We start from the raw sequence: 20,581 nt of genomic DNA, 5'->3' as shown, positions 1-20,581 counted from the left end.
CAAGCCTCGAGTCTTAACAATTGTCGTTTGAGAATTCGATAAATCGGCATTTACGGATTATTGGGTTAGCCAGAAATTCTGGCTAGCCTTTTTTATACTCGTTTTACGTCTATTGGTGGGGAATTATTATCTTTCTCTGAAGAAACAACCGACAGCCGTTGGGTAGCGAAGGATAGAGTTCTCGATTTGATTACACAGCCAAGTGTTCGCTTTCGCTATCAGGCTTATTTGGAGTTTAACGGAGTCGTAAACTATGCGGACTACGTAAATAAGCCCGAGTTTACATCAAACATCAAACATATATTTCGAAGTAGATTGTTTCTCGTTGCTGAACAAACGGGTACGATAATTCAATAAGGAAGTCTACAACAGAAACACTGAAGGAGCTGCCGTAAAGTAGCTCTTTTTTACATGCTCACAAAATAAGTTGTTGGGTACATATGTCCTGCCTGGTGCTAAGCTAACGGGCAGAATAGTCCAAAACCTTTAATAAGATTCCATTAAAGAGAAAGTTCATGTGATTGTTCTACTTGAAGGGCAATGCGCTTTTCATTGGAGGAGTACCAGCGTCCATGACAACAGGGGTAACCGTGTGCAAAAAAATTGGCGATACACCTTAAGAAGTTCCTAAAATGGTGAGTATCATCAAAAAGTTTATTCTCTTACTGAACCTTTTTCTCCACGGGAGCGAATTAAGGGTTGTAACACGTTCAGGAGGGGCCCCTATGAATGATAAAGAGTTACTTCCGTGGCTTCAAAAAGCAACGTTGGGCGACGAGTCGGCCTTTCAGCTTGTCTATCAGGCGACTCACCAAGACGTCTATCGGACGGTTGCTTTTCTCGTCTACAACAAACAGGACATTGAGGATATCGTGAATGAAGTTTACATGCGCATGTGGCAGTCGTTTCACAAGTACGACCCGAACCGGCCGTTTCGGTTTTGGTTGCACGGGATCACTATCCGTCTTGTCCAGGATTGGAAAAGAAAGGCCTGGCGACGAATTCGCCTCTTTGAACGAAACCGCCAGATGACTTGTGAACAGTTCGACTGGACGGACAAAGCAGTCCAGCAGTTCGAAATGCAGCATGAGCTGTTCAACCTTGTCCGCCAGTTGTCGTACAAACTACGTGTGGTCGTCATCCTGCGCTATTTTCACGACTATTCTCTGGAAGAAATCGCAGAAGTTCTGCAGATCCCCGTTGGCACAGTGAAATCCAGGCATCATCTGGCACTGAAAGAACTCCGGAAACGATTCGAAATGACGGGAGGAGACGCGTATGTCCATTGATAAGGAATTGCGTGAAGAGCTTCGCCAGGTGGCAGATTCGATGCACTGCCCACCCGATTTGTATGGACGTGTCCGACAGTCCTACCAACATTTTGTGAACGAAAAGAGAGGTAGATCTCCTATGAAAAAACGCATGCTCGCAAGTATTGCCGCTGTAGCAATCTTGATTCCTTCTGCCGTATTTGCTTCTTCCTATCTAGCCGATGAAATATTCGGATCTGTTAAAACCATTGAACAGCACGGCGGTTCACAGGAAAGTTATCAAGAGATTGAGGGAATGCTTCAAGTAGCAAAAGACAAGCTCACGGAAGACGAATTGAATGAGTTTATGGAGTTGTTCAAGCAGATGGTGCAATTAAAGCTGAAGATGACCGATGAAAAAGGTATCAAACATGAGGAAAAGCTGACCAAAGAAGAACAGCAGCAGTTTGAGCAGCTCGTCTCCATGCTGGCCCCGTTCTTCGAGAAGATTAACGGAGCCGTCAAGCCGTAAGAAAAAGAAGCAGGGACCCGTCCGATGTGGATGGGTCCTTTTTTTCACACATTATATGTGAATTTATCATTCATACAAATTACAAAATGCTGCCGATTTCAAACTACTTGCACCATCTCACACGGATCAAAGGTATAAGTTGGAGATTAAGGAACCATATCCATTTGTCCCCGGTAAACCCGTTTCGAAAGTTAGACTTCATTTCTTTGATGAATCTAGACAGACATATTTGTTTGCAATTGAAGAACACAATGCTGTTGGTTATAAAATAGAACGAGAGGTCACTAGCATTGATATTCGAAATCGAATAAGTACAACAAGAACTATTGTTGAGGATTTTAAATTTAGTGATGGTCTATTTGGCAAAATCAATGTTCAACTAACGGGAGACAACAGCTCAATAAAACCAAGAAGGCATCAACGTGATCAGCTGATGTTTTCAACTAGCGATTTATTTGATTTAGGATCTATGATTGTACAAATACTCAATGATTATATTCATTTCTTCACACTCCCCATGAATTTTTTTGAGAAGGAAAATAATTGTATGCAACAAGTTACATGTTCCATTATTTGTTATATATTGTAATTGTAATATATAAGACGCCAGATTTTCACTTTTATAACCATCATTCAGAAAAGAATGAATTTTGTTATGTAACTTTTTTTGCTTTATTGGTGTTTACTCAGTTGAAGGAAATAACCTCCATGCAAGAAAGGGGACGGAAAAGTGAAGATGTCTAAATTTATAGAAACCATAACTTTGAGCACGGCTTTAATCCTCCATTTACTGTCTTGTCTCTATTGAATGTGTTTTTGTTATGTATCTTATAGATTCAATACTTTTTTCAATACCAGTAGGAATAATTATTTTAGGACCAGTATATGGGTTAAGGTATTTCCTACCCTCGGTTTCATATGAAACATTCGGATACATCTGTGTAATAATAGTGTATGCTGCCAGTTTGATTGGTTCCTTTATAGGATATGTAACAAGTAAAAAAGCAGCACGAGAGTAAACAGTAATGGGTGTTCGAGGTTTTATTCCAAATTTCACCTGAATAACAAATAGCATCTGAGAAGGGGGAGTGATCATGAAAAATAAGAAGTATTTAAGAAGATCTATAATCATTGCATCATGTTGTCTTGTATTAATGATAGTGACACCATTCCACCAAAAAAACATTAGAAGATTGGCAAATTGAATACGACAGAAAAGTTCGAACGGAACCAGCAGAAAGGGTAGTAACTGAATATGGAGAATTTTATTATGCTCCTTTTCCAAAACAAATTCCAAGAGATGAAGTCGCTAACCTAGATATTGATGAGGAAGTGACCGAAGATACAAACCAGGTAATAGAAAGAGGTTATTTTTACGAAAAAAAATGAAAAGGACGGAATGAACGATTACAGAGTGAAGAGTGAGAAAAGAGTGAAAAATGTGAGGGTGCATTCTAAGGGCATCAGAAAATTGATTGGTCTGGTTATTATCGTTTGTGTAGTGGGAGGTGTACTGGGGTACCAAAGCACATTTGCTAAAAGCACGAATAATCAAAGACCCGCAAATTCTCCTAACTATCCTGAAAATGAAAATGGGCAGTCATATGGTTCGGTTAAAGAAGCCACTTCGGTTGAATTGCTACCTGACGTAATCCATATGGGAAGTATAAATGACATTGCAGGATATGTGCTGAAAAAAGATTATCTCGGTGAACTTAGTCGTAATGTTCCACTGTATGATGTTGATGGAGTAAACATAATTGGTTCTATTCATATTGGAGCTAAGAATATGAACTATCCCAAAAATAAAAACGGACAGACATACGGTTCTTCCGCAGATGCTGCTTCTCCAGAAACAGAACCTGAATTAATCAGCGCAATAGGTGTAGATGGCACTGCAGGATACGTGTTGAAAAAAGATTTAGACAGTGAGCAACCAAAGTCACCTCAGGATGCCATTGCGATACAGAACAGTAGATCACCAGATGGTCGCGATATCCCTTTGTATGATGTTGAAGGTACAACCGTAATTGGTGTGTTTCATGTTGGAAGAAGATAATAATAAAGTCTGCCCAGCAGGCAAGGTAAGCGAGATTTTACGCGTGACGCCTATTGGCTTTGCAGCCAGCGCCAGTGAGAGCTCCACCTTGTTTTTTCGAATGTTCACAAATGGTCGTTAATTTGTTTTCTGTCATAAGTCATCATAACTATCGAGTAAGTATGCTATGGCAGGGAATTAAACAGCATTTTCAGGTAAGGCTGAATGGTTGTGAAAAAGCAATCGAAACTTTTATCACTAATCCATATTGGGGATCTTGATCACTCATTTAATAGGGAAATAGCTGAAATCCAAACAGGAATAAAGAATTCTACAAGAATTGTGATGCAGGATTGTGGTCACCTCCCTTTTATTGAGGAGCCTGAAACGTTTGGTTCTAATGTAGCAGAATTTCTTAGAATGGAAACCAATGATTAGAAGTGCAACTTAGTAAAAATGAAAACGGAGAGAAGTAAGCTTCAACATGACATGCTTTATACAGAGGCAAGTCTAAACGGTTTTTACGATTTTCTCTAGCAATTCTAAACGCAGTGGTGAACCAGAAGACTGTTTTTGAATTGAAACCCTTAGAGATAATTTGGTTCGACTCCAATGACAACGCATCGTTATAATGTTTGAGTTCCAGTGTTTAAACCCTGCCAGCCTTGTGCTGACAGGGTTTAATTTCTCAAAATTTCGTAAACCAGCGGAATCTACATTATTATCGGTAACCTTCGATCTCATTCATTGTAGAGGGTATAACTGCCGTGACCTTTTGTCCAACGCTTTCATATGCTACGTTGTCAAAGAAAGGGGTGATAAGATGGAAGCCTATTATAGCTGCATGCGATTCATGAACCAGAAAGTCCGCATTACGACAAGAGACGGTTGTGTACACGTAGGAAGAATCGTAAAAGTGGATTGTGATAATGTGTACTTGGAGACAGATCGAAGAGACGGAACTGTAACGACCTCCGCTTTCTTCCCCTTCGGATTCGGGGCTCGCAGCGCCATTTTAACATTAAGCCTGTTCACGCTGCTCGCGATTGCTCTAATCTAATGTGCCGATCTCCTCGCTACGAGGAGATTTTTTTTGGAATCAAAAAACACGAAGCGCAGCCAAGAATGCTCTTCGTGTTGCCTCAATCATACATTCAATAAAACGAACCCAAATATGAGGTCTTCTCGTTCGTTGCAGAGGGCTGTTTGTAAGATCATTTTTTTCTTGATTTAGGTTTTGATAGTCTTCACCAACGAGAACCAACTTGTTCTGTTTCGAAATTCAACAATCCCTGCGTGCATGGAGAACAGTTAAAATGTATCCCTGGAGAGTGGGCTTGCCCCACTCCTTTTTATGCGGGCAGGGATTATAATCCATCGTGACAGTGAAAAGTTTGGATGGAGGGGGGGGTGAACCTCAGAAAGGGCGGCTGTTGCTTGCTTCCAATAAAATGTTAGCGCCTTCACAAAAAAACGCAAGCAAGAATACAATCGGGCGAACTGAGCTGCGCTGCCTTATTATTGTTCGGCAGATGAATAATCTTGAGGAGGTATTTATGATTACCATTACAAGAAAAGCAGTTAGTCTGTTGGTCGTGCTTGCCGTTATAATAACAGGATTGTTACCCCGAGCTGCGGAAGCTGCCAAAATCGATAGCTATTCTATTTCTTCAATGGATATAACGGATGCCGCTGATCCGACATCTTTGGTACAGAGCGCCATAGCACCGGCCACGATACAAAATTACCCGATGCCATCCATCTATACCGCATCCAGCGTGTTTTCATTGAAAGCCGATAACAAAGCGATTCCTGTAATCAGTTATCTGGCTGACTATGACTATGCCCAATTTTCTTTTTCCGGCACGGTCCGAATCGAAGTTACCAACAATGTGCCGATTACATCATTCTCCATCAGTCCTCAGGCTAAAAACATCGAAGGCACAGTTAACGGAAACAAGCTGACGTTCACGCTTTCATCCTCAACCTATGTCATCGTAAAAATCAATGACCAGAGGAAGAAGATTGTCATCGCGGCAGACCCCTTGGAAACGGATATACCCCCGTCCGCAGGTGCCGGGATTTTTAATGTGACACAGTCGCCATACCACGCGGATAACACGGGATCATCGCTGGCATCGGACGCGATTCAGCAGGCGATCGATGACGCCCATCAAGCCGGCGGCGGCGTAGTTTTCGTTCCGGCAGGTGTTTATAAGAGCGGGAACCTGACATTAAAAAGCAACGTAACCTTTTACCTGGCTGGAGGCGCCGTCATTGTCGGCACGGGCAGGGGGGAAGACTACGTGATTGATTTTCGCAAGGATTCACGAAACGCGGATGGAACGTATTTTATTCGTACTGCCGTAGATTCCACCAATATTACGATACGGGGACGGGGAACCATTGATGGAAAAGGCATTGCGATGCGAGAGCGAAAGATGCCGGCGCCTAATAAAAATGAAGGGTTCCTCAATAACCTGCTCGTTCCGATCGCAACATCCAATTTTACTTTTGACGGCTTAATATTGCGGGATGCCGGTTTCTGGTCGTTTATGGTGGTTCGTTCCGACAATGTAACCATAAACAATCTTAAGGGATTCCAGGATTTATACAAAATCGAGAACGACGTTATCGATATTAATGAAAGTCAGAACGTGCTTGTTCAACATTCGATTGCCATCTCGGATGATGACACTTATTCCACGAAAACCTGGCTGCAGACGGGGATGTCCAAAGACTGGCCGGGCGAGCTTGAACATTTGGAAAACGTGGTCTTTGATGACGCTTTTGCATGGACAAGATGTGCGGCTTTCAAGATTGGCATGGGCGTAGCCCAGCCGCAAATCGGCGTAACCATCCGAAATTCGTATGTGTATCAAAGCGCCCGAGCATTGCTTATCGATCATGGTTACCAACTGAATACGCTTCCGGAGGAAGGTTACGCCCAAAATATTACGTTTGAGAATATCGACATCGAACGCGTCGGTATCAATCAATTCGGGAACTATTGGCTTGGAGTGTCCACCAGCACTTCCGGCGATGTAAGCAATGTTGTAGTCAAGAACATCAATGTTCGCGAGACCGGCACCCAGAAATCCAGAATTTCCGGGAATGCCACGAAAGGCGGAAGGGTTAACGGCGTCACGTTCACAGATGTTTATGTTGGAGGGAAGCTTGCAACAACCCTGGACGACTTGAATGTTACCGTTAATAACAATGTATATGGTCTCGTTTTTGCCAATTCCAAGCCGCCGCTATTCAGCGACAATTTCGAAGACGGAAATACGGCGGGGTGGACGTCGATGTCCGGCGGTTGGACCGTCCCGATAGTCGGCACGAATCACGTGCTGTCCAGCGGGAATCAGACAACCACCTCCCTGATTACCGCTAATAGCGGGGGTTCATGGACGGATTACGTTTATGAAGCCAGATTAAGAATGCCCATCACCAATGCCAACGCGGGCATGGTCTTCAGGGTGCAGGATGCAAACAATTATTATATGTATCGCATTCATTCATCGAATCAACAGCTGGAGTTGTTCAAATCCGTGAATGGACAACTGACGCTTGTAAACAGTACGCCGTTCACTGCTATTGAGAAGCAGTGGTATACAGTTAAGGCGGTTATGCAAGGGAACACGATATCCTGTTACGTGGATGAAGAATTAAAGATGGAATGGACCAATCCTGTCACCGAATTGACGGCTGGGGGGATCGGATTTCGGACCACCTCGGCCGGCGTCCATTTTGACGATGCCGTGGTTAGCCTCATCAATAAAGCGCCTGAGGAGATTGCCCTTTCACACAACAGTGTTGTTGAAAACACGACGGCGGGAGGCATGGTTGGAACTTTTTCCACCAGCGACCCTGATGCGGAAGAAACATTTACTTATATGCTGACAGCAGGTGCAGGGGATGTGGACAACAGCAGCTTCACCATATCGGACAATATGTTGATTCTAGCCGTAACGCCTGATTACGAAGCCAAGGACAGCTACAGCATCCGGGTGAGGAGCACAGATTCAGGCGGACTGTATGTTGAGAAGTCCTTTACGATCCATGTTACGGACGTGAATGAACCTCCCGTGTATCCGGATCCTACGGTCATCCAATTCAGCGACGATTTTGAAGATGGAAATACGGTAGGTTGGACGTCTGCTTCAGGTTCCTGGAATGTGACAACTGACGGCACAAAAGCCTTGATTCAGAATCAAGCAGCCACTGCAGTCATTACTGCCGGCGATTCGTGGACGGATTATACGTATGAAGCCAAAACGAAAATGCCCATCACCAATGCCAACGCAGGCATTCTCTTCAGGGTACAGGATGCAGGTAATTTCTATATGTTCCGAATCCATTCCACAGCCCAAAAGCTGGAGTTGTACAAATCCGTGGGCAACGTCATGACCCTTGTATCCAGTACCCCGTTTACAGCTCAGGCGAACCAGTGGTATACGATGAAGGCTTCCATTGAAGGGAACACAATAAAAGGTTATGTGGATGGGGAACTAAAAATGGAATGGACCAATCCCGAAACAGAACTGACAGCAGGGAAAATAGGGTTTCGGACCACCTCGGCTGGCGTAACTTTTGATGATGCTTTGGTTCTGACGCCTGACCCGATTTAGTCAGCAAAACATTCTGTACCGGTAAGAAAGACGTCTATCGACGTACATTCACAGAAGACAGACCGCGTTTAGCAATAGTTTTTCTTGCGATTATAGAATTGTTCAGCTCCGTTGAAAGCTTATAAATTCAATAATCTTCAAAAAAAGCCGATCCACAGGTCGATCACCGTTCATGGGATCCTAAGAAGGAGCTGCCCCTAAAGCCATGACATGGCTGCCTGGGACAGCTTCGTTTTTTTACGTTGTCGAACAGGGGCTGCAGTGACATAATCAAAGCAAAGAATTTAACGGAAGGCGTGAAAAGCTTGGAGTACCTCCGCAGGCAATCGTTCCGCAACAAACTCAAGGTCGCTTTTCTGGCCGTCATCGTGCTTTCTGTTCTGATGACCGGAGGACTGTCTTATTATATCTCGACTGCGACGCTGGAAAAAAATGCACTGAAGCTCACGCAGGACACGGTGGTCAGATCCGCACAGATTGTGGATGAGAAGCTGAACAAACTGATGTTGATTATGATGACGTTTATGATCAGCCAGCCTTTCTACGATATGCTGAAGGATGCCGGCTCCGGGGATGCCAGCAGATATTACATGCATCTGAACGATCTTGACAACGTTTTCTCGCAGGCTCGGATCGCCGAGCCGCTAATCCAATCGATCTACGTATTTACGCCGATTGGCGAGTTCTATCCTTCGTCCATGAACCGAAATCGGCTCACCGCATTCGAGGATACCGTTCTGTATGCGCGCATCGAACAGGAGAAAAAGAACCTGTGGGTGGAGGGTCATGAGGATATGCTCTTCTCCGGCAAGGAACGCGTCATTTCGCTTATTCTGGAGCCGATCTTTGACACCCCGGTCAGCGGTGTTTATATTGTCGTGAATATCCGAGAGGACGGTTTCCGCAAGCTGGTCCAGGGGAACACCGCGGAAGGGGCGTCCAGCTTCTTGCTGAACGCTGATGGAGAGGCGGTTTACCCCGTGAAGGAACCGCTGGTCAGGCAGGCAGTTGAGACGGGTAATTTGAGTGGCATGATGAGCCGCTCGGAGGGAAGTCAGCCCTTTGAAATGGAAGGCCAGACCTATCTGCTTAATTATGCCCGTCTCGGCATTGCGGATTGGACGATGACCACCATCCGTTCCCGGGCCGACGTGCTCCAGGACATGGTTTTTGTCAAATGGCTGATCGCCGGAGTTACGCTGGCTGCTTTTACCGTCACCACGTTGATTTCGGGCGCATTTTCACGCTATTTGCTGAAACCGCTGCAAGGGCTTCTGAAGGTGATGAAGCGGGTCGAGAACAACGATCTGACCGCCCGTTTTGAGAGCGGCAGCGGAGATGAGCTGGCTCAGGTGGGATTTCGGTTTAACCGGATGCTGGAACAGATTGTGGTGTTGATAGATGAGGTAACGGAAGCCCAGACGCATAAGCGAACTGCAGAGATCAAGGCGCTGTCGGCGCAGATGGACCCGCATTTTCTGTACAACACGCTCAACACCATCTACTGGAAATTGAAATTGAAGCAGATCGAACCGTCGCAGCAAATGGTCATGTCGCTCTCACGCCTGTTCCAACTTGGATTGAACAATGGCCAGGAAATTACGACACTGTCGAAAGAACTGGAGCATGTGCGCCAGTATCTGGAACTGCAGTTAAGCTGCTATGAAGGCTTATTCTCTTATGAGATCCATGTACGCGAACCGGAGCTGTCATCGCTTTCGATTCCGCGCATCATTTTGCAGCCGTTGGTGGAGAACAGCATTTTGCACGGTTTTCGCGACCTGAAGAACGGCGGCCTAATCGAAATCGAGATTAGCGGGGATGAGAAACGCTGGACGATTTCCGTACGTGATAACGGAAAGGGAATGGACAAGACCCAAGTGCGCGAACTCTTTTTGCAGGAGTCGAAGAAGGGATATGCGGTGTCCAATCTGATCCGGCGGCTCCGGCTCTATTATGGGGACGGTGCGGAATTTCACGTAGACAGTGTGCCGGAGCTCGGAACCGAAATACGGATTTCATTGCCCAAGAAAGGGGAGGATTTGGATGAGCAATCCTGAGGCGATCAGTCTCTGCATTATCGACGATATTAAAAGCGTGGTGGACGGACTGACCGCGATGAACTGGGAAGAGCAGGGGATTCGGGTCGCAGGTGTATCGAGCAATGGGGAAGAGGGGCTTACCCTGATCAACGGGCTGCGTCCGGATCTGGTTATTACCGATATCCGGATGCCGATCATGGACGGGTTGAGCATGCTGCGTTTGGTGCTGGAAGAGAACCCCAGCTGCAAGGTCATTCTGATCAGCGGCTATGCCGACTTTGAATATGCGCAGCAGGCGGTGCAGCTGGGGGCGTTTGATTTTGTGGTGAAGCCCTTCACAGAAGAAGATATGATGTCGGCTGTGCTGCGAGCCAAAGCAGAGGTTATGGAAGAGAGGTCCAAACGGATAAGTTTGAGGGAAATGGAGAACAAGCTTCGCGAGAGCATGCCGGCGCTGCGACAGGAATACTTTGCGCTGCTCATAAGCCACCGCACTTCATGGGAAGAGGCCTCGGAACGGTGGGAGTTTCTGAATATTGAGCTGGAGCCGCGCGGCTTCGTGGTGATGCTGATAGAAATTGACCGCTTCCGGGAGCAGGTTGCCGAGCAGTCCATCCAGGAGATGGAGCTGATCCGGTTTTCGCTGTTGAACATTATGCAGGAGACGCTTGCCCATTATGCACGCAGCGTTCTTTTCCGAGCCCGTCATGACCAGTACCTGGCCGTACTGAACGATACAGGACCGTCCAGTCCGATCGAAATTGCCGAGCAGTGCTGCCGGAATATGGAACGATATACCAAGTTCACGGTCTCGGTCGGGGTCGGCGGCAGAGTGGAGGAGATCAGCGGGCTGCCGGATTCCTACCGGCAGGCTCATCGTGCGCTCTCCCATCACCTGTTCACCGAAGGCAATGCGGCCATTATGTATGACGATTTCCTCCAGAGCGGCAGTCAGGAGCCGCTGGCGCTGGAGTACAAGGACGAGCTGCTGCTGGCCCTGCGTTCTGGGAATGCCGTCCGGACGGACGCGATGCTGTCCGCGATTTCGGAAGCGCTGCAGAAACGGATCTCAAGGCAAAATCCGGATTATCTCCTCAGCCTGTACGATGAGCTGGCTGCTTCAGCGATCCGCACGCTTTACGAAATGGTTTCCTATTCGGAGATACAGCCGCTCATTCAGAGATTCAGAACGGTGCAAGGGACGGCGGGACTGCCGCTGGCCTCTTTGCAGCGTCAGCTGCTTGTCTTGTGCACGGAGGGAGCCGAGCTGGTTCGCCGAAACAGCTTATCCGAAGGGCAGAAGGTGATTTATAAGGCCATTGGCTATATCAAGGGCCGCTTGTCCGAGGATATTACCGTCGGCGAATGCGCCGCCCATGTGCATCTCAGCGCCAGCTACTTTTCCAGCTTGTTCAAGCAGGTGACCGGAATGACGGTCACACAGTATATCACCTCGGAACGCATTCAGAAAGCGAGGCTGCTGCTGGTAGAGGGGGCGCAGGTGCAGGAAGTGGCTGCGGCAGTAGGGTATGAGGAGCGCAGATATTTCAGCGAGATGTTCAAGAAGATCACTGGCCAGACCCCGACGGAATTCAGGGCCGGCTATCACATGGATCGGCCTGAGGCGTGAGGCTCTTGCTGCAGGAGACCATAGAATTCTATCCCTTGAGAGTGAATTTGCCTCACTCCTTTTCCGAGTACGGGATTCTATAATAAAAAACGAGCTCACAATACAAACGTTAATCAAAGGGGTAGAATGTATGCGAAAAAAATGGTTAGGTCTCGGCTTGAGTCTTGTTCTAGCCGCAGGAATCGCAGGCTGCGGCGGGAACGACAACAACAATGGCAATGGTGGTACGACGAATGGCAAGTCTGACGGCGGAACAGCAGCTCCATCAACCGAGACAGGCCAACCCGTACAGCTTAAATACTGGACTGACGACCGTCATGATCAGGAGTATATTAAGGAATTAATTAACAAATTCAATGAAACAAACGACGATAACATCCAGGTGGAATTGACGGTCATGTCCGAGAATTACGCGCAAAGCGTCGATATTGCCTTTTCCAGCAACCAGGCGCCGGATGTGCTTCGCCTAAAGAGCGCCAATACGTCCGGATTTGTCAAAAAAGGGTATCTTGAACCGATTGACGAGTATCTTACCGATGACTTGAGAGCGAAGTTCGGCAGCTTGCTGATCGACGATGTCAACCGATTTGACGGCAAGGTGTACTCGCTCGCCAACACCGGCCTCACCATGCGTCTGGTCTACAACAAGGATCTCTTTGCCAAAGCCGGCATCGAGAATCCTCCGAAATCGCTGCAGGAAATGGTGGACGATGCCAAGAAAATTACTGAAGTTGGGAAAGCCGAAGGCATTTATGGTTTTGCACTGAACTTCAAAAATCCGAAGCAAGCATTTGACCGTTCCGTCCGGGAAATTCTTTCTTTGAGCGGTTATCAGGGACTTGGCTTTGATCTGAAGACAGGTCAATTCGATTTCGAGCCTTACTCGCAGGTCATCGAATATTTCAAGCAAATGTATAAAGACGGAAGTATTCTGCCTGGCGCGGAAGCGCTGGACATCGATCCGCTGCGAGCCCAATTCGCCGCAGGCAAAATCGGTATGTATCTTTCTTTCTCGACGGAACCGGGCGTGTACATGGATCAATTCCCGACTGAAATCAACTGGGGGGGCGCGTTGGCTCCAACGCTGGACGGTCAGATCAGGGGAACTTCCGAAATCGTGTCCGCCGGAACGTGGCTCGGCATCAGCGCTCAATCGGCCAATAAGGAAGCAGCTTGGAAATTCATGCAGTATATGCACGGCGACGAGGTTCTGAAGACCTATCATGAAAAAGGCTTCGGGATAGCCATTGTGCCAAGCATTGTAGAACAAGCTAAAGATCCGGAGATGGGTGGCATGGAAGGCTTCCTGGTCGGGGAACACGACTCGCTCTGGCCTGCTTCGCCAAACGTTACTCCAGAGGGTTCCACCTACGCTGATGCATTCTTCAAATACATCCTTACCGACGAAGATCTGAAAGCGATTACGGAAGATTTAAACACAAGATACAACGCCGCATTGTCCAAGGCGCTGGAGAAAGGCGAGGTCACTGTAACGCTGAACCCTGCCTTTGATCCAACTAAACCGCAGGGAGAATAACAGGCAAGGATGGGGCTGCCGCGCACTTTTTGGCGGATGCCCCTTTTCTTTCCCCGAAGGAGGAACGAATCGTGAGTTTTAAATGGAAACGCGTGGGGGAGAATGCTCTGTTTCTGTCCCCGAGCATCATTTTGACAGCGGCTCTTGGCATCTATCCTTTGTTATGGATGCTGCGCTATATGTTTTATGACTATGCCGGATACGGCGATGCGCTGTTCATTGGTTTGGACAATTTCCGTCGGCTGATGCGCGATGCGCTGTTCTGGGAATCGGTTGGCAATACCTTTATCTACGCCGGAGGCAAGCTTCTGCTAACGCTGCCGTTGTCCCTGCTGCTCGCGGTCGTCCTGAACGGCAAGCTGCGGGGCGGAAATCTGCTGCGAGGAATCTATTTTATGCCGACAATCATCAGCACTGCGGTTATCTCCGTGGTGTTCTATACGATCTTCAATTCCTATAACGGGATGGTTAACACCGTATTGATGAAGCTGCACCTGGTCTCACAGCCGATCGACTGGCTCGGGCCGAAGCATGCGATGCTTACGGTCATTATTGTGGCGGTATGGGGCGCGGTCGGCAATTATATGCTGCTGTTTCTGGCCGGACTGCAGAGCATTCCGCAGGATTTATCCGAGAGCGCGGCCATGGACGGCGCAAACGCCGGAAGACGGTTTTGGAGCATTACGCTTCCGATGCTGGCTCCGGTAGCCCAGTTGGTCATCATGCTCGCAATTATCGCATCCCTGAAAGGCTATGAGAGCATTATGCTCATCACGGAAGGCGGACCGATCGGCAAAACCGAGGTCATGTATCTCTATCTGTACAAACTGTTGTTCCCGGTATCCACGGGTTCTCCTGTCGAGCAGCAGCTAGGATACGGCAGCTCCGTAGGCTTCGCAACCGCTGTTATTGTGGGAGCGATCACAGGCTTGTATTTCTTATTAAGCCGTAAAATGAACAAGTTGTATTAGAAGGTTGTTCAAAAAGTCTACATTGCAACTTTGCATAGGGCCATTACGATTTCACAACAAGCCGCAGATCGGTTGATCATAAACGGCTGCAGGCGTGCAGGAGGAACAGCAAATGAACGAACAGGTGTTACCCCAACAGCCGGACGCGCGAGGTAAAATCGCCGCCCGACCGCCTTCCGGTCACACTGGCAAAATAGTGGGCCGTGCGGTGATGTGGCTGTTTTTATTGATAACGGCGATACTGACATTATTTCCTCTGTTGATGACATTGTCCGGTTCACTCAAGACCGGCGCCGAAATGATGACCGGAGGAAGCTTGCTGCCGGCCAAGCTGCAGTTCGTCAATTATGCCGAAGCCTGGAAGCAGGCCAATTTTGCCCGCTATACCTGGAACAGCGCATTTGTCAGCATTATGGTTACCGTCGGCACCTTGCTGGTCGCTGCCATGGCGGCTTATGTGGTGGATCGCCGCCATTTTCCCGGCAAATCCCTGTATGTGACGACGCAGGCGTCGATGATGTTTATATCCGTTGGTGCCATTGTGCTGCGCCCGCAATTCGATTTGATGGTCGCGCTGAACTTGAATACCACGCTGTGGGGAGTGATCCTAATTCTGATCAGCGCCCATTCCAGCACATTTTTTATGCTGCTGGGATTCTTCAAAGCGATTCCCCGCGAGCTTGATGAAGCGGCCATGGTGGACGGCTCCGGGTTCGTCCGAACCTTTTTCCGGATCATTCTCCCGCTCCTAACACCGGGGCTTGGCGTGGCAGGACTGTTTGCCTTCCGCCATGCCTGGAACGAATATATTCTGCCGCTGGTGTTCACAATGACGAATCCGCAGCTGCAGACGCTCACCGTCGGGCTGGCGAATCTTCGTTACGGTTCTTCCGCGGCTATGCAGATTCATTTGATGATGGCGGGAGCATGCCTGTCGATCCTGCCGATGCTTCTCGCTTATATTGTGGCGAATAAGTCCTTTATTCAAGTAACGGCCGGTTCAGTTAAAGGTTAAACTCAATTCCATATACAAGTGCGTGTTCAAAAAGTCCGGTTTTCAGCACCGAGAAGGTTGGATGAAGCCAGGGGCTGAGGAGCGGAGCGTACGTTTTGGGTACGTGAGCACCGGAAGGCACGTTTGAATGCAAGATTCGATCCCGAGTCACTTCCTGATTCACTTCGTGATCAAAAGTGAACTTTTTGAACAACCTCTACAAGGAGCGTGATGCAAATGAGAGATTCTATAGTGGGACCTTTGTTTTCCAGCCCGATCATTACGCGGTATGCCGGAAATCCGATTCTGACTCCGGGTGATGTACCCTACGGCCCGGCGTTGGTCTTTAATGCCGGGGTTACCAAATTTAAAGGCAAATATGTGATGGTTTTCCGCAATGACTACGGCGATGAACATCAAGGGATTGTTGCTCCTCATCACACGACGAATCTTGGGCTGGCCTTCAGCGATGACGGCATAAAATGGGATGTGCAGCCGGAACCGTGCTGGTCCTGGCATGATGAAGAGGTCATCCGCGTGTATGATCCGCGTCTAACGGTAATCGGCGAGCAATGCTATATGTGCTTTGCGGTCGATACCAAGCATGGGCTGCGCGGCGGCATCGCCGTCACCGAGGATTTCCGCTCCTTCGAGGTGTTGAGTCTGTCGCTGCCGGACAACCGCAACATGGTATTGTTCCCGGAGCGGATCGGGGGCAAGTATGTCCGGCTGGAGCGACCGATGCCTGTATACAGTCGGGGCGGGATTGACCGCTTTGACATGTGGATGAGCGACTCGCCTGATCTAAAATACTGGGGCAATTCCAAGCTGCTGCTGGCGGTTGAAGATGTAGCCTATGCCAATGACAAGGTAGGCCCGGGCGCTCCGCCCGTCAAAACGGACAAAGGCTGGCTGACCCTATTCCATGCCGTGGACATCGATCGCAGGCGGGGCAAGAACGGCTGGGAGGACAGCTGGAAGAAGCGTTATACGTCCGGCATTTTGCTGCTGGATCTTGCCGATCCCAGCCGGATCATCGGCAGGGCGGAGACGCCGCTGCTTGCCCCGGAAGCTGATTATGAGACCGGTGGAGGCTTTCGCAATCATGTTATTTTTCCGGGGGGCATGATTCTGGAGGATACTGGGGAAGTCAAAATCTACTACGGCGCCGCCGATACCGTAGAATGCCTGGCATCTGCGCATGTAGATGATTTGCTGCATCTTTGTCTGGAAGGCACAGTCAATAAGCAACTATGACAAGTTAAAGCTATACAGAATGGAGAGGTTTCTATGAAAGGACATATTACGTTGCCATCCGTCAGCATTCCGGTTGCCCGCGAAGTGGATGTGCTGGTGATCGGCGGAGGAGCTTCAGGAATCGCCGCGGCCATTGCCGCTGCGAAAGGGGGAGCGCAAACGATGCTGGTGGAGCAGAGAGGCTTCCTTGGCGGTATGGGTACGGTTGCGCTCGTTCCGGCTTTCTGTCCCTTTACGGATAAGCGGAAGCCGATTATCCGCGGTCTCGGCCTTGAGCTGATGGAACGAATGAAGCAGGCATGCGATCCCCAGTACCGCGAGGAATATCAAGAGATGCTGGATTGGGTGCCGATCGATCCCGAAGTGCTGAAGCGGGTTTATGATGATGCCATTCTGGAAAGCGGTGTGACGCCGCTGTATCACACCTTTGTTTACGAAGTTGTCCGGTCTGAGGACCGCCGGAAGGTTGAGGGTGTCGTTGTCGTAAACAAGACAGGACGATCTTTCATTCCCTGCCGGTATATTATCGATTGCTCGGGAGATGGGGATATTGCCGCACTGGCGGGAGTTCCTTTTCAGAAGGGCGGGGAAGCGGGCGAACTTCAGCCTGGCAGCATGTGCTATTTGCTTGCGAATGTAGACCGTCAAAGGTTCAAACAGTACCTGGAGGAGAGCGGGGATACGGGCCAACTGCACAAGACGGTGGAGCTGGCGATCGTGGACGGCGCGCTGCCGGAGGGCCGCAAGTCGATCTCCGGCCTTGCTTGGGTCAGCGACTATTTGGTTGGCGTCAACTTCGGCCATGTATTCGGCGTTGATGGCACCCTTGCCGAGGATTTGACGCGGGGGGCGATTGAAGGGCGCCGCACGGCGGAACGCCAGCTGCAGTTCTTCCGCCGCTACGTGCCGGGTTTTGAGCACGCTCATATGGTGACGAGCGGGGAGCAGCTCGGCATCCGTGAGACTAGGCGTATCGAAGGGGACTATATCCTGACGGTCGATGATTTCATTGCTGCGCGCTCCTTCCCGGATGACATTGCCCGCAACGCATATTACATCGATATTCATCTCGCCAACAGCAAAAGCGAAATGACTTTTAACCACCTTCCGCCAGGGGTTTCACACGGCGTCCCATACCGGATCATGTTGCCGATTGGCATCGACAACCTTTGGGTTGCCGGTCGATGTGTATCTTCGGATCGAGCAGTGCAAGGCTCCCTGCGGGTCATGCCGAACTGCTTCTCCATGGGCCAGGCCTCGGGAACGGCGGCTGCATTGGCGCTGCGGGACGGCACCGTCTCGCGCGGCATTTCCATAGTCGAGCTTCAGCAGCGGCTGCTGGAGCAGGATGTATGGCTGGGAGAAGATTTCATTCCGGCTGAGAAGCAGAAGGGAGGGAAATCGCCGTGAAGCAGCTTCCCTTAACGGATGAGTGGTTTCACGGTGCCGTGTCGCTCGAGCGCAGGGATAATGGATTCAAGCCCTGGCGTATTCCTTACATGGATTACGAACTGTATCCACCTGCGGGAATCGATGGCAAAGCCGAGATATGTGCCGGTATTCGCCTGCGGCTGCGCACGGACTCCACCGAGGTGGCAGTATCTTTTGCACCGCTTGCGGATAATGCCGCCATGGATTGCGTGGCAGGAGGAGAATTATGCGAGACGATCAGCCTACCCGCCGGAGCGACAGAAGCCTTGTTCAGCGGACTTGGGGACGGAACCAAGGATATGGAGATTTGGCTTCCGCAAAATATAGGAATGACCGTAACCGGCCTGAGGATTGGGGCTCAAGCTATCGGAGTCCCGCTGCCGGACACCCGGCCCCGCTGGATTACGTATGGCAGTTCCATTACCCAGTGCGTCGGGGCTTCCAGCCCCTCCCGTGCTTGGCCTGCCATTGCCGCTGAAGCCGCAGGCTTCAGCTTGACCAATCTTGGCTTCTCGGGCAACTGCCATATGGAACCGATGATCGGACGGCTGATTCGCGACTTGCCGGCCGATTTCATCTCCATTTGTGCGGGGGTGAACATCTATGGAGGGGGCACCTTAAGCCCACGTATGTTCAAGCCGCTGCTGATTGGTCTGCTGGAGACGATACGCGACAAACATAGGGACACCCCGCTGCTTGTCATTTCTCCGATTTATGGCACTCTCCGCGAAACGCAGCTCAATTCGCTGGGCTTCACCCTGCCTATGATGCGTGAGCTCATCCGTGAGACCGTGGAGCTGCTAAGGGCTCGGGGCGATCGCCAGTTGTTCTATCAAGATGGCTTGAACTGGCTTGGCCCGGAGGATGAAGCCTTTCTGACGGATGGCCTGCACCCTGGTGCCGAGGGGTATGAGCTGCTAGGCTGGCGTTTCCGTGATCTTCATGAAATTACGTTACGGGCAGTGCAAAGAAACGTGCAGGGATGAATTTCTACTATATTTGCTACGACCAATGGGAACGCCTCAAGACCTTATGACGCCAGAATAGAAACAATAGAGCGGACGTCAATTTTGTCAACTTAAGTTGAGCTCCTCGTCCCAGCAATACCTCTAAAGCTGACTGCACGACCACATGAACCTCCTAAGCGATATCTAAGCCAACGACGAGATGATGAACGGTAATGTTTTCAAACAGTTGATCTTGCTTGTCTTGTGCCTTGCTTTATAGTAGAGCGACCTCCTGATGGGCTTTTTGAGGCTATGACCTCGTGCGTAACCCCATCGTACCGAGGCGCTCGTTTTTGTTCAATTACCATATTTTTAGGAGTTCTAACGGGAGACAATAGAGGAATACACACAATCCAGCCGTATAATCAAAGGCGGTTTTTCTTCTATGATCACCTCATGAGCATACCACGCAGGATATGCATATGATTGCAGTTCAAATGTAATCCTGGATCTATTCATTTATGAGTAAAAATATTCATACTAGAGAGTCAGAGATGGCAGCGACAAGCGGAATGGCAATCAATGACCTAACGTCTGAAAGAGAACGGTCTGCAGGTATGAATTGGGGCCCATATCGAAAACAGGTGCATGCGACAACGGGGGGAATCAACATTAGCATAGAGAATGCCCGAAAATGTTAAAACGCTACTGACATACCGTTGTCAGTAGCGTTATTTTATTATCGATTAAGTAAACATATTGGGGTGGAGAGCTTGTTCTTGCCCAAAAAAGGATATAGTACTGTATCATTTATTATAGGAAGGATGGTATTATGAATTTTGCTTCTGTACGTATCATTACCGACGATGTGGATCGTCTTGTTGAGTTCTATGAGAAAGTCATGGGTGTTTCGGCGGAACGTCCCGCGGCTGCCTTTGCGGAATTCGTTGTGCCATCGTGTACCCTGGCGATCGGTCACTCCCAGACGGTGCCGCTGTTCGGCGTTGGTTCCGCTGTGGCGGCCGACAATCGCACTGTCATCCTCGAGTTCCGCGTCCACGATGTCGATGCCGAATACGAGCGCTTGAAACCGTTTGTCGACGAGTGGGTAAAGGAACCGACCACGATGCCGTGGGGAAACCGTGCTGTGTTGTTCCGTGATCCCGACGGCAACCTCATTAACCTTTTCCAGCCGGTGACCGAGGAAGCGATCCAACGGTTCAGCGGTAGGAGGTGACTCTTGGGGACATAACCGAACACCATCCCACAGAATAATTGACGTTCAACAAAATCATCAAGTTGATTTAATCGACCTGAATAC

General features: G+C 49.0%; 16 protein-coding genes. All 16 read left to right on the top strand.

What is annotated here, in order from left to right:
- Positions 1-725: 725 nt before the first annotated feature.
- The 16 genes from ACOZB4_RS02525 to ACOZB4_RS02450 all read left to right on the top strand — a co-directional run bounded on the left by ACOZB4_RS02525 (position 726) and on the right by ACOZB4_RS02450 (position 20,497).
- Positions 726-1,289, top strand: a complete 564-nt coding sequence (locus ACOZB4_RS02525; protein ID WP_379415210.1) for a sigma-70 family RNA polymerase sigma factor — start codon at positions 726-728, stop codon at positions 1,287-1,289.
- Positions 1,279-1,782, top strand: a complete 504-nt coding sequence (locus ACOZB4_RS02520) for a DUF3600 domain-containing protein (protein ID WP_379415212.1) — start codon at positions 1,279-1,281, stop codon at positions 1,780-1,782. Before ACOZB4_RS02525 ends, ACOZB4_RS02520 begins: the two co-directional genes overlap by 11 nt.
- A 139-nt stretch (positions 1,783-1,921) precedes the next feature.
- Entirely contained in the window at positions 1,922-2,371 is a 450-nt protein-coding gene (locus ACOZB4_RS02515; RefSeq protein ID WP_379415214.1) for a hypothetical protein, read from the top strand.
- 810 nt (positions 2,372-3,181) lie between these two features.
- Positions 3,182-3,841: a hypothetical protein gene (locus ACOZB4_RS02510; RefSeq protein ID WP_422759461.1), complete on the top strand. Its 660-nt coding sequence runs from the start codon at positions 3,182-3,184 to the stop codon at positions 3,839-3,841.
- 210 nt (positions 3,842-4,051) lie between these two features.
- On the top strand, positions 4,052-4,258 hold the full coding sequence (locus tag ACOZB4_RS02505; protein ID WP_422759460.1) for an alpha/beta fold hydrolase: 207 nt from the start codon (positions 4,052-4,054) through the stop codon (positions 4,256-4,258).
- Positions 4,259-4,643: 385 nt separating this feature from the next.
- Positions 4,644-4,880, top strand: coding sequence for a hypothetical protein (locus ACOZB4_RS02500; protein ID WP_379415221.1), 237 nt, complete (start codon positions 4,644-4,646; stop codon positions 4,878-4,880).
- A 496-nt stretch (positions 4,881-5,376) separates the two neighbouring features.
- Positions 5,377-8,451: a family 16 glycoside hydrolase gene (locus tag ACOZB4_RS02495; protein ID WP_379415224.1), complete on the top strand. Its 3,075-nt coding sequence runs from the start codon at positions 5,377-5,379 to the stop codon at positions 8,449-8,451.
- Between the two features lie 296 nt (positions 8,452-8,747).
- Entirely contained in the window at positions 8,748-10,511 is a 1,764-nt protein-coding gene (locus ACOZB4_RS02490) for a cache domain-containing sensor histidine kinase (protein ID WP_379415227.1), read from the top strand.
- On the top strand, positions 10,498-12,123 hold the full coding sequence (locus tag ACOZB4_RS02485; RefSeq protein WP_379415230.1) for a response regulator: 1,626 nt from the start codon (positions 10,498-10,500) through the stop codon (positions 12,121-12,123). Before ACOZB4_RS02490 ends, ACOZB4_RS02485 begins: the two co-directional genes overlap by 14 nt.
- 130 nt (positions 12,124-12,253) lie before the next feature.
- Positions 12,254-13,660, top strand: coding sequence for an ABC transporter substrate-binding protein (locus ACOZB4_RS02480; protein WP_379415232.1), 1,407 nt, complete (start codon positions 12,254-12,256; stop codon positions 13,658-13,660).
- A gap of 71 nt (positions 13,661-13,731) precedes the next feature.
- Positions 13,732-14,631, top strand: a complete 900-nt coding sequence (locus ACOZB4_RS02475; RefSeq protein ID WP_379415236.1) for a carbohydrate ABC transporter permease — start codon at positions 13,732-13,734, stop codon at positions 14,629-14,631.
- A gap of 112 nt (positions 14,632-14,743) precedes the next feature.
- Positions 14,744-15,646, top strand: coding sequence for a carbohydrate ABC transporter permease (locus tag ACOZB4_RS02470; protein ID WP_339264840.1), 903 nt, complete (start codon positions 14,744-14,746; stop codon positions 15,644-15,646).
- A gap of 216 nt (positions 15,647-15,862) precedes the next feature.
- A complete protein-coding gene (locus ACOZB4_RS02465) occupies positions 15,863-16,882 on the top strand; it encodes a glycoside hydrolase family 130 protein (protein ID WP_379415239.1) in 1,020 nt (339 codons plus the stop codon).
- Between the two features lie 33 nt (positions 16,883-16,915).
- Positions 16,916-18,292 (top strand): FAD-dependent oxidoreductase, encoded by a 1,377-nt coding sequence (locus ACOZB4_RS02460; RefSeq protein WP_379415242.1) that lies wholly within the window; start codon positions 16,916-16,918, stop codon positions 18,290-18,292.
- Positions 18,289-19,299: an SGNH/GDSL hydrolase family protein gene (locus tag ACOZB4_RS02455; protein ID WP_379415244.1), complete on the top strand. Its 1,011-nt coding sequence runs from the start codon at positions 18,289-18,291 to the stop codon at positions 19,297-19,299. Before ACOZB4_RS02460 ends, ACOZB4_RS02455 begins: the two co-directional genes overlap by 4 nt.
- Positions 19,300-20,092: 793 nt before the next feature.
- Positions 20,093-20,497: a VOC family protein gene (locus ACOZB4_RS02450; RefSeq protein ID WP_379415246.1), complete on the top strand. Its 405-nt coding sequence runs from the start codon at positions 20,093-20,095 to the stop codon at positions 20,495-20,497.
- Positions 20,498-20,581: the final 84 nt, after the last annotated feature.

The organism is Paenibacillus sp. NPDC058898 (genome assembly GCF_049316025.1).
Classification (GTDB): Bacteria; Bacillota; Bacilli; order Paenibacillales; family Paenibacillaceae; genus Paenibacillus_AQ.
This window is presented reverse-complemented; position numbering and strand designations above follow the sequence as displayed.

Coding starts and splice junctions, on each gene's coding strand:
- ACOZB4_RS02465 (WP_379415239.1), top strand. CDS start 15,863: ATGAGAGATTCTATAGTGGGACCTTTGTTTTCCAGCCCGATCATTACG.
- ACOZB4_RS02525 (WP_379415210.1), top strand. CDS start 726: ATGAATGATAAAGAGTTACTTCCGTGGCTTCAAAAAGCAACGTTGGGC.
- ACOZB4_RS02495 (WP_379415224.1), top strand. CDS start 5,377: ATGATTACCATTACAAGAAAAGCAGTTAGTCTGTTGGTCGTGCTTGCC.
- ACOZB4_RS02460 (WP_379415242.1), top strand. CDS start 16,916: ATGAAAGGACATATTACGTTGCCATCCGTCAGCATTCCGGTTGCCCGC.
- ACOZB4_RS02470 (WP_339264840.1), top strand. CDS start 14,744: ATGAACGAACAGGTGTTACCCCAACAGCCGGACGCGCGAGGTAAAATC.
- ACOZB4_RS02450 (WP_379415246.1), top strand. CDS start 20,093: ATGAATTTTGCTTCTGTACGTATCATTACCGACGATGTGGATCGTCTT.
- ACOZB4_RS02500 (WP_379415221.1), top strand. CDS start 4,644: ATGGAAGCCTATTATAGCTGCATGCGATTCATGAACCAGAAAGTCCGC.
- ACOZB4_RS02485 (WP_379415230.1), top strand. CDS start 10,498: ATGAGCAATCCTGAGGCGATCAGTCTCTGCATTATCGACGATATTAAA.
- ACOZB4_RS02510 (WP_422759461.1), top strand. CDS start 3,182: ATGAACGATTACAGAGTGAAGAGTGAGAAAAGAGTGAAAAATGTGAGG.
- ACOZB4_RS02520 (WP_379415212.1), top strand. CDS start 1,279: ATGTCCATTGATAAGGAATTGCGTGAAGAGCTTCGCCAGGTGGCAGAT.
- ACOZB4_RS02480 (WP_379415232.1), top strand. CDS start 12,254: ATGCGAAAAAAATGGTTAGGTCTCGGCTTGAGTCTTGTTCTAGCCGCA.